The following is a 14,524-nucleotide window of genomic DNA, read 5'->3' as shown; positions in this document are numbered from 1 at the left end:
TTGCTTCTTAATTCCAGGACTTTAACAGAAATTAATCCCTTCTTCCAAAAAGAAACTGGGCATAGTACAGCAATGTTGCTAAAGCACTCAGCGCTGCTACAACATAGGTCATGGCGGCCCACCATAGCGCATCTTTAGCCTGCTTATGTTCTTCCTGTGTCTGCATAACGTTATAGTTGTTATTTAACCAGGCTAAGGCACGGTTACTGGCATCAAACTCAACAGGCAGCGTAATAAAGCTGAACGTGGTTACCAAAGCCAGGGCGGCAACACCAATAGCCAGTACCCAAGGGGTATGTGCAAAAAACAACAGCAATATACCTATGGTAAGCGTCCACTGGGTAAGTGTCGAGGCCACGTTGATCACCGGTACCATAGCCGAGCGGAATGTTAGCCAGCTATAAGCCTTAGCATGTTGTACGGCGTGTCCGCACTCGTGCGCGGCAACAGCGGCGGCAGCAACACTACGGCTGTGGTAAACATCGGGGCTAAGGTTAACCGTTTTGTCGGCCGGGTTATAGTGGTCGGTAAGCTGGCCTTCAACTGATATTACACGTACATCTGTAATACCATGGTCGCGCAGCATACGTTCGGCTATCTCCGCGCCTGAAAGGCCTGACAGCAAACCGATCTCGGAGTATTGCTTAAACTTGCTCTTGAATCGCCATTGAACAATAAAACTTACTACGGCAATGGCAAGCATCAAAAATATGGCGGAGTTATAGGTTATAAATCCGGTTATAAAAGTTAAACTTATCATTTTTCAAATCTTTATACATAAGAACATTCAAAAAGTATTCCGCAAAAAATCATTGCTATTTGTTATTACAATAACGTAGTTTTTTGTTGAATAGTGGTGGTGTAATGCCAATACTTCATGTGTTTAATGTCAAAATAGCATAGTTTATAATTAGTTTTTAATAAGTAAATTATAAAAAACAAAGGCCCTCAAATTTGAGGGCCTTTGTTTTTTATAAACTATTGATCCATTTTACCAGATCTTCCCGGCTTTTGCCAAGCTTTTGCTGCAGGCGGCCAAGTGTTTCATCGTCTTTACCTTCTTCGTGTTTCAGGTCGTCATCGGTAAGGTCGCCGTAGGCTTGTTTTATCTTGCCTTTTAACTCGTTCCAGCCACCTTTTATTTCTAACTTATCCATAATGTTTTTATTTAAGATGTACTGATTATAACAGATGGCTAATGGCATTTGTTTGCGGGGGGTAATTACAGGCAGTAATGCAAAAAACAAATCCCCCATGCCGCTAAGCATGGAGGATGATCTTGTATAAAGCAGAAAAATACCCCTATTTTTTATATGATATGAACCGGCATGCTGTTGCATATCATATCTCTGCTGTTACAAATATCAGCCTGACAGCATAAACGGCCAATACCCACTTCACGGTATTTTGAATGCTTATATACCTGTTTAAATACCGTTAAAAAACGGGGTGTTAAATGTTTTAAGCCTTTGTAGTTTTACACTTTCAACCCTAATTAATTTTATATATACTATGGACGAGAATTTTCAAAAACCTGACGTATCACGTGAGCAACTTGAAACTTTAATGAAAACATATCAGGAAACGGTAAAGCGCATACGCAAAGGCGATGATAGCGGCGTAGCAAGCGATTATGATCCTGATTTTGATTCAAAATCAATATGGTTTCCACGTAAAGCTGTTGAGGCGCTGTTTAATGATAATAATGCTGACGGATTGCGTATTTATTTCGGTGTGCATAACGCTGATGTGATGCCAACGCCGTATGATGACAGACTTACCGTTGTATTGGTAGCAACTAAGTATGAGGATGGAAGAAATGTAGATCAGTTAAAAAGTGATGGCGATGCTAAAGATGATGAAGAAGGCGGCCCAGGTTATGGTTTGAATCATGGCAAGGTTTGCCCGCCTTACTGCGATTAAAAGACAATGTTTGAATACTTATATCTTTTTTTTGAGTTGGTGGCATTAATAGTCGCTGCTTTTCAATACAAAAAAATGTCGCATACCCGGTATGCGGCATTTTTTCCGTATTTGCTTTTTATATGCCTGTATGAATTAGGCTCTCTAAAAAACCTTTTTCATATTCATCGCAACAACGCGTGGATAAGTAACTATACAATTTTGATTGAATTTATATTCTATAGTTTCTTTATTGCCAAGTTGCTGCCATCAACTTTAAAGCGCAAGGTTATAGTGGTTAACTTTGCGGTTATTGGCTTTACAATACTCGATATTGCTTTTATTCAAGGTTTTTGGAACCTGGCTACGGTGGGGATAATCATACAATACATTACATTAATAACCCTTGTGTGCATGTATTTTTATCATCTGATGCGGCAGCAAACCGACGAACACATATCCCTTATCAACATGCCCGATTTTTGGGTTAATACCGGTTTGTTGTTTTTTTGCCTGCTGGAGTTCTGCTTTTTCTGTGCTTTCTCTTACATGGTATCCCGAAGGAGTTATTATTACTTTGAATTATGGATGGTTATATCTAATATGGCCAATTTTATTTTGTATTCTTGCCTGGCAGTATCTTTCTTATGTTTCAGTCGCAAGAAAATCTCATACTCATCATAGTCGGCACCATCCTGCTTTTGCTGATGGGTATATTTATCGTCAGCTTTATGTTCTTTTACCAGCGTAAACATAATGCCTATGTTACCGAGCGCTCGCTGATGCGCCTGCAATTTAACCAGGAGATGTTAAAGGCACAGATAGAAGTGCAGGAACAAACCCTTGGCCACATCAGCCGCGAGATACATGACAATATTGGCCAGGTCCTCTCATTCGTTAAGTTATCCCTTTCATCGTTAAAAGTGCTTGATGAGCAGCAGCGGCATCAAAAAATAGATGATAACCGTGAACTGATTGCCCAGGCCATAAGCGATCTGCGTGATCTTTCTAAAAGTTTAAGTTTTGAACGCATCAAAAACATCGGTCTGCAAAGTTCAATTGAAGCCGAGATAGGCCGTATTAACAAAAGCGGTTTGATTAATACAAAGTTTAATGTTGAAGGCGAGCAATATAGTTTAGGTGCCGAGCGCGAACTGGTGCTGTTTCGTGTTTTACAGGAGGCGCTCAACAATGCCCTCAAATATTCCGGCGCGCAAAATTTGAATATTAGTTTGCATTATACTCCAAATCTGTTTATTTTGAGCATTGAAGATGATGGCGTGGGTTTTTCAGTAACCGATAAGTTAAATGAAGGTAGCGGTTCGGGGCTGAGAAACATGGAGAACAGGGCAGCTATTATTGGCGGTTCGGCTAAAATTGAGAGCCGGCCGGGTAATGGTTGCAGTATTAAAATTTCGCTTGACCCCTTAGCAGAACAAAAGTATGTTAACCGAACCCATCCAGATAGCACTGGTTGATGACCATAGGCTCTTCAGGAGCGGTATAGTTTCATTGATAACTAATTTAGGCGGCTTTAACATTTTGTTCGAGGCCGGTAACGGCGAGGAGCTTACCCGCAAAATATCGCCCAAAAATAAGCCCGACGTAATATTGCTCGATATTAACATGCCTGTTATGGATGGTATTGAAACCGCCAAATGGCTGCGCGTTCATTACCCGGAGGTGTGTATCATCGTCCTTTCAATGTTTGAGGATGCTGAAAAGGTGCTGGCCATGGTTAGGCTTGGCGTAAAAGGCTATTTACTAAAGGATGCCGAACCTGCCGAGTTTGAAACCGCCCTTAAACGTGTTGCTGAGGGCGAGGTTTATTATCCTGATTTTGTAACACGCCATCTGATCAACAGCTTTAATGAACAGGCTGCCGATGTAAAACTTAACGCCCGCGAGCTGGAGTTTTTACGCCTGGCAGGTACCGAACTCACTTATAAGGAAATTGCCGACCAGATGTGTGTTAGCGCCCGCACAGTTGATGGTTACCGCGACCAGCTTTTTGAAAAACTGCAGATAAAGAGCCGTGTAGGTTTGGTTTTGTATGCAATAAAAAATAAGATGATCGAGTTGTGATTTGCTAATATATTTAGCAAATTTGCACCATGGCACATGAGGATAATCCCGAATATTTTAGGGGCAGAGGGGCGCAGGTAAATACCCACAACAAGTTTCTGAAAAGCAAGTACGTACTGGAGCATATTGAAGGGATAGACGAGCCTTTGCTCGAAAATACGGCTACGCAATTATATGAGGAATCACCTAAAAAAATTGTAAGCGAATCAAACAGTCCTGACCTTAGCCACATGCACTCCATCAACCCTTACCAGGGATGTGAGCATGGCTGCATATATTGTTATGCCCGTAACAGCCATGAATATTATGGTTTTAGTGCCGGGCTTGATTTTGAGCGCAAGATCATAGTTAAGCGCAACGCGCCCGAACTGCTTGAACAGTATTTTAACAGGAAAAATTATGAGCCGGTTTGTATTGTGTTATCCGGTAATACCGATTGCTATCAGCCTATTGAACGCCGGCTGGGCATAACCCGCCGCCTGCTCGAGGTGTTTTTAAAATACCGTAACCCTGTGAGCTTTATCACTAAAAATAACCTGATACTGCGCGATATGGACATACTTGCCGAAATGGCAAAGCTTAACCTTGTGCATGTAAACGTATCCATTACCTCACTAAAGGAGGATTTGCGGCAAAAGCTGGAGCCCCGTACCGTTACCGCGACAGGCAGGCTGGCGGTTATTCAAAAACTATCGCAAATAAATGTGCCGGTAAGAGTAATGGCCGCGCCAATAATTCCGGGGTTAAACAGTAATGAAGTACCCAACATTATCAAGGCCGCCGCGGATAGGGGCGCGGTATCTGCCGGGTTTACTATTGTGCGGCTTAATGGCAGCATTGCCGAAATTTTTACCGACTGGATAGAGAAGGCCTTTCCTGACCGTGCCGATAAGGTACTCAACATGATACGAGCCTGCCATGACGGGCAACTGAACGACAGTAATTTTGGCCGCCGCATGAGCGGTGACGGTAAGATAGCCGAATCCATACACCAGATGTTCCGCATGGCCTGCAACCGCTTTATGGCCGGCCGCGAAATGCCGCCCTTTGATTATTCGCACTTTACCCCGAGAAATGGTAAGCAAACGAGTTTGTTTTAAGCAGCGCTTTAAGCCCTGCATACCATCTATAAATAAAAGTATAAATGTATATAATTAATTGCCTGCTACACTGTAATTGCTGCCGGATGTCAGGCTTTTAAATGTATATGGCTATTATTGATTTCCGCTACAGGCAGTAAAGGCAAAGTAAACCAAAAGGTGCTGCCTTTGCCTATTTTACTATCAACACCTATTTTACCTCCATGTCGTTCAACAATCTCTTTACAAATATATAAGCCTATCCCGAAGCCCGATATAAGGGTGGTTTGCGTATTATCAACCCTGTAAAAGCGTTTAAATATATTTGTTTGATCAATGTCATTTACTCCAATCCCGTGGTCAGTTACGGCTATAAAAGCATCGTTACCTTTGGTGCTGCATTTAATGTTTATTACAGTGCCCTGAGGCGAATATTTAACGGCGTTATTAATCAGGTTAACTAATATTTGCTCAACCTTATCCTGATCGGCCTGTATCTTTACACCTTCAAAAAAATTAAAGTTCAGTTTATGTGTATTATGGATAGCCAATAATTCATCCTGTACCGTTTTTATAATAACAGCTATATCAAAATCCGTTTTATTGAGCATTATTTTACCTTCGGTAATACGGGCTACATCTAAAAAGCCTGTTATAAGCGCCTGCATACGGTCAATCTGCCGTTTTGATTTAATAGCCAGTTCCTGCCCCTGCTTATCATCGTTTTTTGATGCGCGTACAAGTTGTAGTTGCGTGTAACCACTTATTGATGTAAGTGGTGTTTTAAGTTCATGGCTAACCATGCCAATAAAATCATTTTTTCGCTGTTCGTCTTCCTTGCGTTCAGTTATATCAGCTATAGTGCCCGAAAAATGAGCCGTTTCGTTATCATTGCCTGATTTATAAAGCCTGCCGGTAGCCCGCACCCAGCGTAGCTTTTTGTCACGGTAACCCACAATCGGGTATTCAATATCGTACGCTTCACCCTGTGTAATTGTAGCCTCTACTGCCGCGGCTACTTTTGCCCGGTAATCTTCCGTAATCTGCATTAACGCTGCTTCGTATGATAAGGCGTCATCATGCCGGTACCCAAAAAGCTCTTTTAGCTTGGATGATGGGATGAACTCACGTGTTTGCGCGTTAATATACCAGGTACCCAAATCAGCCGATTGTACGGCCAGCCGCAGTTGCTGTTCAGCGCTTTCGGCAGCCAGCCTGTTTCGCACCACATTAGTCATATCTATCGCAGTGTTTAATATACCCCAAACTTTTCCGTCCTCGTTTATTAAAGGGGTAAAAGCATAGTTATAATAAAACTGTTTAAGTATGCCAAAGTGGCTGTAAGTCATATGGGCTTCATTTTGCTCGTAACGTATCCCGGTGCGGTAAACGCGCCTCATAGTGCTCGGAAAATCAAGTGCGGCAAGCTCGGGCAGTGCTATATTAAATGGTAGTTGAAATACCTTTTCGTCCTTGCCCCAGGCGTTAAGCATCATATCATTTGCAAAAACGATCGTCATATCAATCCCGGTATGTAAAGCCATGGCCATGGGGGTGTTTTTGATGATCTGCATGGCCTCTTGTTGTTTGGTTATCAGTAATTTATTTAGCCTTAAATTACGATTTTGGGCTTCCTGCAGTTCAATTACCTTCCGGCGTAGGGTAAGCTTGTCAATAACCTGGTTGGCCAAAACTTTTAATGCCGAACGCTGCATGTTATTAAGTTTTTTCCTTTCCTGGTCAATAACGCAAAGCGAACCTAATGCGTAACCGTTTTCATCAACCAATGGTACGCCGGTATAAAATACCAGATTCAAATCGCCCGTAACCAAATCGTTATCAACAAAACGCGCATCTTCACGAGCATCCTCCACCTCTAAAATTTCATCGGGTTTATTGATAGCGTAAGCACAAAACGATAATGCCCTGTCGGTTTCTGAGTCAGTAATGCCTTTTCGGGCTTTAAACCATTGCCTGTTTTTATCTACCAAGCTAATAAGCGCTATCGGAGTATTGCATATAACAGAAGCCAGCTCGGCAAGTTCATCAAAATCCTTTTCAGTAGCTGTATCTAAAATATGATAAGATTTAAGAGCGGCAACACGCTCCTGATCATTATGCGGAATGGGGGCTGACGGCATTATTATCGAAAAATTTATTACATGGATATTAGCACAGGTATGACTTTGTTAATGCATTTTTTGCTCGAATTGTTTAACTAATATTGTCTGTGTTTTTAATTGTTAAAATAGCAGGTTTAACGGCAATAAAAAAGCGCCTCGGGGGCGCTTTTCATTTTTAATATCTAAACAGCAATTTATGCTTCCTCTGCTTCTAAAGCCATTTGCTCGTCAACCAAAATACGGCCGCAGTGTTCACAAACGATGATCTTTTTACGCTGACGGATGTCTGACTGGCGTTGAGGCGGGATCTGGTTAAAGCAACCTGAACATGAATCGCGCTGAATGGTTACTACTGCCAAACCGTTCTTAGCGTTTTTACGCAGGCGGGTATAGGCGGTAAGTAAACGCTCCTCAATATTGCCGGTAGCTTTTTCAGCCTGGGCAAGCAGTTCGTTCTCTTCTTTTTCAGTTTCGGCGGTAATAGTACCTAATTCTGATTTTTTAGCGTCAAGGTCAGCTTTACGTGCGTCAAGGTCAGCCTGTGCCTTTTCGTAAACCTGGGTTTTGTTGCTGATCTCAAAACCAAACTCACGTATTTTTTTCTCGCTTACCTGTATATCAAGCCCTTGTATCTCGATCTCTTTTGAGATAGCATCATACTCACGGTTGTTCTTAACATCGTTAAGCTGCGCTTCGTATTTTTTGATGTTTGCCTGTGCGTCCTTTATCAGGTTTTTGCGGTTAACAATCTCGTCCTCAATATCGTCAAGCTCATATTTAAGCTTTTGGATGCGGGTTTCAAGACCGGCAACATCATCCTCAAGGTCAGCCACCTCTACAGGTAGTTCACCGCGCACCTGGCGTATTCTATCAATCTTAGTATGTACTGTCTGAAGGTCGTATAAAGCTTTAAGCTTTTGTTCAACGGTTTGTTCCATTAAATAAAATATTTGACGGGGTTCGTATTTATCGTTGTTAAACGGACGGCAAAGGTAGCGAATTTTTTCTGAATAATTTCAAACAATAATTGCTGCGTAAATTGCTCACTTTCAAAATGTCCGATATCTGCTATCACTATTTTGCCGTCGGCATCAAAAAACTCGTGATATTTATAATCTGCGGTTACAAAAACATCGGCTCCGGCGGCTATGGCCTGCTTTAATAAAAAGCCTCCGGCGCCGCCGCAAACCGCTACTTTTTTAACGTCGCGGCCGCGCAGTTCGGTATGTTTAATCACACCGGTTTGCATGTTTTTTTTAAGTAAGTGTAAAAAGTCGTCCTCGCTTAAAGCCATGTCCACCTCGCCGATCATACCCGAGCCTGTTTGATTGTGCTGATTGGTTAGTGTATAAAGGTCATAGGCCACTTCCTCATACGGGTGTGCTAATACCAGGGCCATCAATATTTTGCTCTCAATATTAGCAGGATATACGGTTTCAATACGTAACTCAGGCTCATGGTGGCGTATGCAGGGTTCGCCAACATAAGGGTTGGTGCTGTCATTGCCTTTAAACGTACCGGTGCCCTCTGTGCCAAAGCTGCATTCGCTGTAGTTGCCAATATCACCCGCGCCTGCGGCAAACAGTGCATTTTTTACCTTCCCGGCATCGTTAACCGGCACGTAAGTCACCAGCTTTTTAAGCAGGCCGTTTTTGGGGGCGAGGATGCGTGTGTTTTTTAAACCGAGCATTTCGCATATTTTGGAGTTAACGCCGCCGGTAACATTATCCAAATTGGTATGTATGGCGTAAATAGCCAAATCGTGCTTAATGGCCTTTTCAACCACACGCTCTACATATGTGCGACCGTTAAACTTTTTTAGTCCTTTAAAAACGATGGGATGGTGCGATATAATTACCTGGCAGCCTGTGGCAATAGCCTCGTCAACCACGGCCTCGGTACAATCCAGCGATATCAGGGCCTGGTGTACTTCCTTATCGGACCTGCCCACAATCAGGCCTGCATTATCATAATCTTCCTGGTAGGCCAGTGGTGCCAGGCTTTCGAGATAATTAGTGAGTTCAGCTAATTTCATCCAACTAAATTACTATTAAAAGCTGTTGCCGTTGCCTGGTGGCATAATTTTTTATGTTTTGTTATGAGATGAGCATGACAGAGTAAAGTAAGATGATGTGTAATTTTGTAAGGTAAACTTACAAGTTAAGCTAACAATAAATGAGTAACAACACCAAGCAACTCGCATCGCAACTGCGTGAAACTACTACGCGGCTGATAAAAAAGCTGCGCAAAAAATCGTCAACAGGCGAAAAGCTTTCGCTCACTGAGCGTTCAACCATCGCGCTGCTTGACCAGCATCGGCAGTTGCTGCCCAGCGAGCTGGCCGCCATGGAAAAGATTACCACGCAATCCATGTCGCAGATATTGAACCACCTTTTTGAGCTGGGTTATATTAACCGCGAGCCATCACAAACGGATAAACGGAAGGTGATCATATCCCTGTCAGACCATGGGCGCGAGGTGCTGTACAGGGTACGTAACGAGCGTGACGAATGGCTGTACATTGCCATAAGCGACCTTTGCCCGCCCGAAGAGCAGGAGTTGCTTAACCGGGCTTTAGATACACTCAAAAAAATTATTGAACACGAGTAGATACAACAAATACGGAGGGACAGGAAGATAGATGAACATCAGTACATTCAATGCGTTTAAAAGCCGTAACTACAGGCTTTTCTTTTTCGGCCAATCATTTTCACTGATAGGTACATGGATGCAAAAAACAGCGGTAAGCTGGGTAATATACGCCTTAACACATTCAGAATTTATGCTGGGCGTAACCATGTTTGCCAGTCTGTTCCCCTCATTTGTGCTCTCATTTTTAGGTGGCGTTGCCGCTGATCGTTATGACCGCTACAAACTCCTCTTCTTCACCCAGATAGCCTCTATGGTGCAGGCCTTACTGCTTACCCTGCTGATTTACTTTAAGCAGTACGAGGTTTGGCAGATCATCTCATTAAGCGTGGTGCTGGGTATTATCAATGCCTTTGATGTACCTGCCCGGCAGTCGCTGGTGTATGAGATGATCGATAATAAAGAACACCTGCCCAATGCGCTCGCCCTAAATTCATCCATGGTGAATTTATCGCGGCTTATTGGTCCTGGTATTGCCGGTTTACTGATAGAAAAGTTGGGCGAGGATGTTTGTTTCGGGTTGAATACGCTTAGCTTTATCGCCGTAATTGGTTCCCTGCTGATGATGCGCCTGCCCAGGTATGTGCCCAAGCCGCATAATAAGGATGTGGTTGCCGATCTGAAAGAAGGGTTTACCTATATCAAAAACACACCATCCATAGGTTTTATATTGCTGATGCTTTGTTTGATGAGTGTGCTGGTGCTGCCCTTTAGTACCCTGATACCGGTTTACGCACGCGATATTTTTAAAGGTACGGCATCAACATTTGGCGTTATTGACAGTGTGATAGGGCTGGGCGCTTTTGCCGGGGCCATATTTTTAGCATCCCTTAAACCGGGCAGCAACCTTAAATTGATATTAGCTATAAACACAATTGTGTTGGGTGCGGGCCTTGCCCTGTTCTCGCACGAGGAGATTTATCCTATAGCCCTGGTGTTCGCCATGGTGAGCGGTTTCGGCATGATGTCGCAGGTTACCATCAGCAATACAGTGATACAAACCACGGTTAGTCCGGATATGCGGGGCCGCGTAATCAGCTTTTATGCTATGGTGCTGTTTGGTTTGCAGCCTATCGGCGGTTTGCTGATCGGTACGGTATCGCAATACATCAACGCGCAAAACACCCTGCTGGCCGAAGGTATTGCCGCCCTGCTGATAGGCGGCCTGCACCTGTACTTTTTACGTAAGGAAAAGCAAAAGAATAACATACAACAATTAGCGCCGCCGGTAAAATTACAGGAGGCGGTAAACACATAAACATACACTACCCCAATGATCACCGAAATTGATAAACACACAGCCCTGGTACTTATTGATCTGCAAAATGCTATTGTAAGGCTGCCCCTGCAGCACCCGGTTAATGAGGTTATAAAAAATGCCGCTACCTTGCTGCACGCCTTTCATAAAGCGGCACTGCCAGCGGTTATTGTAAACGTTAACCCATCCGGCAGGTGGACAAGCACCCGTAAGGATGCCAAACAAGCCACGGTTGTTTTTACTGACGAACAATTAGCCATAACCCCCGAGCTAAGTACACATGCTGATGATATATTTATTACCAAGCGCACCTGGAACGCGTTTTTTGAAACCGGCCTGCACGAGGCTTTGCAGCAGCGCAGCATTACCAATATTGTGCTGGCGGGCATAGCAACCAGTGTAGGTGTTGAGGGTACCGCCCGTGCCGCTGCCGAGCTGGGCTATAACGTAAGCTTTGCCAGCGATGCCATGGCGGATATGGTGCTTGAAGCGCATGAACGCAGCCTGCAATACCTCTTTCCGCGTATTGGCGAGGTGGGTACCGTGGCCGAAATTATTGAAAAGATACCCGGAGCGCTTAACTAAGCCAGCGCCACAGGCGCATGATGATATACAGCAGCAGGTTGATAATGATGAGCGTAGTTACCGGCAAGTAAAAGCGGAAGTTTTCGCGCTCTACCCTGATATCGCCGGGCAGGCGACCGAGCCAGTGCAGCCTGCCGTTAAAAAAATAAACAGCAAAGCCGGCAAGCATAATAAGCAGGCCGGCTATAATTAAATACTTACCAGTTTCGCTGTTGAGCGGCATGGCTGCAATTGATATTTATTGGTACATTTTAGCAATATGGAAACTCTCGTATGCCATTTGCTTATTGTACTCGTTGGCGAGATTTTTATAATTAACAAGGTCAACAATGGTGCCTATAAAGCACAACCCTGCGGTAAAAAAGTATAGCAGTCCCATCCCTATCTGGCCCAGCATAAAGCGGTGGATGCCCGCAAAGCCAACAAAACCCAAAAGGCTTACCAATAGTATATCCTGCGCGTTTTTACGTTTGGTTGAGTAAACGGCAAAAAAGCGGTTCTTCTGCTGGTCGCTAAGTTCGGCGGTGGCTTGTTGTAAAAATACAACCTCTTCGGGGGTAACGCCTGAGAATGCGTAATATGGATCGTTAGGAGCGTACATGGCTTTCAGTATTAAGTGATTTTGATTAATTTGTTGATATAAAGGTACGTTGCCACCTAAAATTAGCCAATGTAAAATAGGTTAACGGATTAAGGTAGTCGGTAAGTGTGGTTTTTTTGGCGGTGAAAGGAGGGGGAGTTAATTTAGAAATATAACCTGCTTGAATATCTATTATTAATAAAGTTGCTTTGTTTGTGGTTAGTTACCTTTAGTAGATTTTTATACCATTATGCTTAACATATTTTAAAGGTATTTTGGGGTTATTAATATCTTTGCCTCCATCTCGGTGCCATTTTTCTTCCCATCCGTCATAAAACGGTGCTAAATGTTCTGGAGTTAGTTTGTATACTTCAAGAAGCTCTATTCCATCATATATTGCGAATATCCAATCAACCTTTCTATATTTTGCAATAATTGTTGGATTCATGTGGTGATGTGTAGAAAAGCTTTTTGTTAGCTTGATATTGACAGATTTCAATTCATATTCATTGCCTTGGTGATCTTTAGCGTCATTCCCTTCACGGCCTGGAAGCATTTTTAATCCTGTAACAAGCAGCGTTTGCAATAATTTTCCTCCATTATCTTGAAATATATCGTTAATGCCATGCTTATCAGCCAGTAATTGATACTTTCTTATGTGTGGTAAAATCTTATTCATAGCTAATATCTCTTCATCTTGGCTGCTTTCATAGGTTTCAATCAGACTCGGATCCAACAAATCAAATAGAGTAACATCTAAAGCGATAGCTAAAGCAGTAACTTTCCGAATGGTAATACTGTATTTTCCATTTTCAATATATCCCAGATAGGTTCGGTCAATACCTGCCTTGATAGCCAACTCTTCTTGTGAAAGCCTCTGACGTTTTCTTAAGTAAGCTATATTTTGAGCAAGTATATTTATGTAGCTATTTAATTCATCCATGATACGAATATCATAGTTGAGGCTTCTTAATTCTGCCGTATATATTCGGAGTTTGTTTTTTATATCTTTGTTGAATGATTAGTTATACAACCAAATATGGTCAAGCGATTTTAAATGATTCATTAAACCAACTGGAGCATTTAGAAGATAACTCTATTAACTTAGTTATGACTAGTCCTCCCTTTGCGTTATTAAGGAAAAAAGAATATGGCAACAAAGATCAACATGAATACATTGAATGGCTTTCAGAGTTTGCCGCTTTAGTTCATAAAAAGCTTAAAGATGATGGAAGTTTCGTTTTAGATTTGGGAGGCGCTTACCAGCAAGGCTTACCTGTTCGTAGTTTATATAACTTCCGGATCCCCATACATTTTTGTGATAATTTAGGGTTTCATTTAGCAGAGGATTTTTATTGGTATAATCCCTCAAAGCTACCAAGCCCTATTGAGTGGGTTAACCGTCGCAAAATTCGCGCTAAAGATTCGGTTAATAACGTGTGGTGGTTTTCAAAAAAGCCTTTTCCAAAATCGAATATTTCTAACGTTTTAGTACCTTATAGTGAAAGTATGAAACGGCTGTTAAAAGATCCGGACAGTCATTATAAGCCTAAGTTGAGGCCTTCAGGGCATGATATTAGTAAATCTTTTTCATCAAATAATGGAGGGGCTATTCCCTCAAACTTATTACAAATTGCTAATGCCGAGTCAAATAGTCCATATCTTAATTTCTGCAAGAAGTTAAATGTTAAGAGCCATCCAGCCAGATTCCCTTTACAGCTACCGGAATTTTTCGTAAAAATGCTAACAGATGAGGGAGATTTAGTTGTTGACATTTTCAGTGGGTCTAATACTACGGGGCAGGTTTGTGAAAGGCTTAAACGTAATTGGATATCAATAGATAATGATATTAATTATATGGCTGCATCTATATTCAGATTTATTGAAAAAGGCACCGATTTAAAGCACGTTTTAAGAATATATCATGCTATTCTGAATAAAGAGTGTGTTGATATTGGCGAAGCATTGCAATATAATATTGTCTTTAGTGAAATAGTTATTCAAGAGGCAAGAAGATCACTGCAATATCTACAAGACAAAACTCATAACATTGAACTTTAATTCAATATAATTTAGCTAAGTATGTTTTGTTTAGCAGAGATTATAGTAATGAACATGGGTGTTTTATAAGCAGTAATGGAAATACTGCAATTGATATTTATGCTGTAAACTGTTCTATTTTAAAATTTCACCCAAATATATATGCACTCTTTTCGGGATGTAGCGTAGCTCGGTATAATTTTATTTCCACAAATAAATCACA

At 42.1% G+C, this 14,524-nt stretch carries 16 protein-coding genes; 8 read left to right on the top strand and 8 right to left on the bottom strand.

The genetic code is table 11. The features are described 5' to 3' along the window. Positions 1 to 31 precede the first annotated feature (31 nt). Both LJ707_RS16335 and LJ707_RS16330 read right to left on the bottom strand, forming a co-directional pair. On the bottom strand, positions 32 to 760 hold the full coding sequence (locus LJ707_RS16335; RefSeq protein ID WP_228952966.1) for a zinc metallopeptidase: 729 nt from the start codon (positions 758 to 760) through the stop codon (positions 32 to 34). 211 nt (positions 761 to 971) lie between these two features. Beyond that, on the bottom strand, positions 972 to 1,157 hold the full coding sequence (locus tag LJ707_RS16330) for a CsbD family protein (protein ID WP_228952965.1): 186 nt from the start codon (positions 1,155 to 1,157) through the stop codon (positions 972 to 974). A 355-nt stretch (positions 1,158 to 1,512) separates the two neighbouring features. Between LJ707_RS16330 and LJ707_RS16325 the strand changes: the two genes are divergently transcribed. The 4 genes from LJ707_RS16325 to LJ707_RS16310 all read left to right on the top strand — a co-directional run bounded on the left by LJ707_RS16325 (position 1,513) and on the right by LJ707_RS16310 (position 5,087). Then, positions 1,513 to 1,923: a hypothetical protein gene (locus tag LJ707_RS16325; protein ID WP_228952964.1), complete on the top strand. Its 411-nt coding sequence runs from the start codon at positions 1,513 to 1,515 to the stop codon at positions 1,921 to 1,923. A 626-nt stretch (positions 1,924 to 2,549) separates the two neighbouring features. Continuing rightward, entirely contained in the window at positions 2,550 to 3,380 is an 831-nt protein-coding gene (locus LJ707_RS16320; protein WP_228952962.1) for a sensor histidine kinase, read from the top strand. Further along, entirely contained in the window at positions 3,346 to 3,987 is a 642-nt protein-coding gene (locus LJ707_RS16315) for a response regulator transcription factor (protein WP_228952960.1), read from the top strand. Before LJ707_RS16320 ends, LJ707_RS16315 begins: the two co-directional genes overlap by 35 nt. A gap of 29 nt (positions 3,988 to 4,016) precedes the next feature. Continuing rightward, the gene (locus LJ707_RS16310) at positions 4,017 to 5,087 is read left to right on the top strand and encodes a PA0069 family radical SAM protein (RefSeq protein ID WP_228952958.1); all 1,071 of its coding nucleotides are present in this window, start codon (positions 4,017 to 4,019) and stop codon (positions 5,085 to 5,087) included. Positions 5,088 to 5,176: 89 nt separating this feature from the next. On the opposite strand, the gene LJ707_RS16305 is transcribed toward LJ707_RS16310, so the two are convergent. From LJ707_RS16305 to LJ707_RS16295, 3 genes are all read right to left on the bottom strand, one after another. Continuing rightward, the gene (locus LJ707_RS16305; RefSeq protein WP_228952956.1) at positions 5,177 to 7,207 is read right to left on the bottom strand and encodes an ATP-binding protein; all 2,031 of its coding nucleotides are present in this window, start codon (positions 7,205 to 7,207) and stop codon (positions 5,177 to 5,179) included. 176 nt (positions 7,208 to 7,383) lie between these two features. Beyond that, a complete protein-coding gene (locus LJ707_RS16300; RefSeq protein WP_228952954.1) occupies positions 7,384 to 8,127 on the bottom strand; it encodes a zinc ribbon domain-containing protein in 744 nt (247 codons plus the stop codon). Further along, positions 8,127 to 9,224, bottom strand: a complete 1,098-nt coding sequence (locus LJ707_RS16295; protein ID WP_228952949.1) for a Nif3-like dinuclear metal center hexameric protein — start codon at positions 9,222 to 9,224, stop codon at positions 8,127 to 8,129. The genes LJ707_RS16300 and LJ707_RS16295 overlap by 1 nt, the downstream gene beginning before the upstream one ends. A gap of 140 nt (positions 9,225 to 9,364) precedes the next feature. Between LJ707_RS16295 and LJ707_RS16290 the strand changes: the two genes are divergently transcribed. Genes LJ707_RS16290 through LJ707_RS16280 form a run of 3 tightly spaced genes read left to right on the top strand, consistent with a single transcriptional unit; the run spans position 9,365 to position 11,681 of the window. Beyond that, positions 9,365 to 9,799 carry a MarR family winged helix-turn-helix transcriptional regulator gene (locus LJ707_RS16290; RefSeq protein ID WP_228952947.1) on the top strand — a complete coding sequence of 145 codons (435 nt, stop codon included), beginning with the start codon at positions 9,365 to 9,367 and terminating at the stop codon, positions 9,797 to 9,799. 31 nt (positions 9,800 to 9,830) lie between these two features. Next, a complete protein-coding gene (locus LJ707_RS16285; RefSeq protein ID WP_228952944.1) occupies positions 9,831 to 11,096 on the top strand; it encodes an MFS transporter in 1,266 nt (421 codons plus the stop codon). A 15-nt stretch (positions 11,097 to 11,111) separates the two neighbouring features. Beyond that, entirely contained in the window at positions 11,112 to 11,681 is a 570-nt protein-coding gene (locus LJ707_RS16280) for a cysteine hydrolase (protein ID WP_228952942.1), read from the top strand. On the opposite strand, the gene LJ707_RS16275 is transcribed toward LJ707_RS16280, so the two are convergent. The 3 genes from LJ707_RS16275 to LJ707_RS16265 form a co-directional block, all read right to left on the bottom strand. Further along, positions 11,674 to 11,904 carry a DUF2905 domain-containing protein gene (locus tag LJ707_RS16275; RefSeq protein WP_228952940.1) on the bottom strand — a complete coding sequence of 77 codons (231 nt, stop codon included), beginning with the start codon at positions 11,902 to 11,904 and terminating at the stop codon, positions 11,674 to 11,676. The two genes, LJ707_RS16280 and LJ707_RS16275, sit on opposite strands and share 8 nt — an antisense overlap. Before the next feature lie 15 nt (positions 11,905 to 11,919). After that, complete coding sequence (locus tag LJ707_RS16270; protein ID WP_228952938.1) at positions 11,920 to 12,282, bottom strand: TM2 domain-containing protein; 363 nt, start codon at positions 12,280 to 12,282, stop codon at positions 11,920 to 11,922. A gap of 208 nt (positions 12,283 to 12,490) precedes the next feature. Further along, a complete protein-coding gene (locus LJ707_RS16265) occupies positions 12,491 to 13,204 on the bottom strand; it encodes a helix-turn-helix domain-containing protein (RefSeq protein ID WP_228952937.1) in 714 nt (237 codons plus the stop codon). 74 nt (positions 13,205 to 13,278) lie between these two features. On the opposite strand from LJ707_RS16265, the gene LJ707_RS16260 reads away from it, so the two are divergent. Continuing rightward, positions 13,279 to 14,322, top strand: coding sequence for a site-specific DNA-methyltransferase (locus tag LJ707_RS16260; protein ID WP_228952936.1), 1,044 nt, complete (start codon positions 13,279 to 13,281; stop codon positions 14,320 to 14,322). The last annotated feature ends 202 nt before the right edge of the window (positions 14,323 to 14,524 follow it).

It is taken from the genome of Mucilaginibacter sp. UR6-1 (assembly GCF_020880975.1).
Classification (GTDB): domain Bacteria; phylum Bacteroidota; class Bacteroidia; order Sphingobacteriales; family Sphingobacteriaceae; genus Mucilaginibacter.
This window is presented reverse-complemented; position numbering and strand designations above follow the sequence as displayed.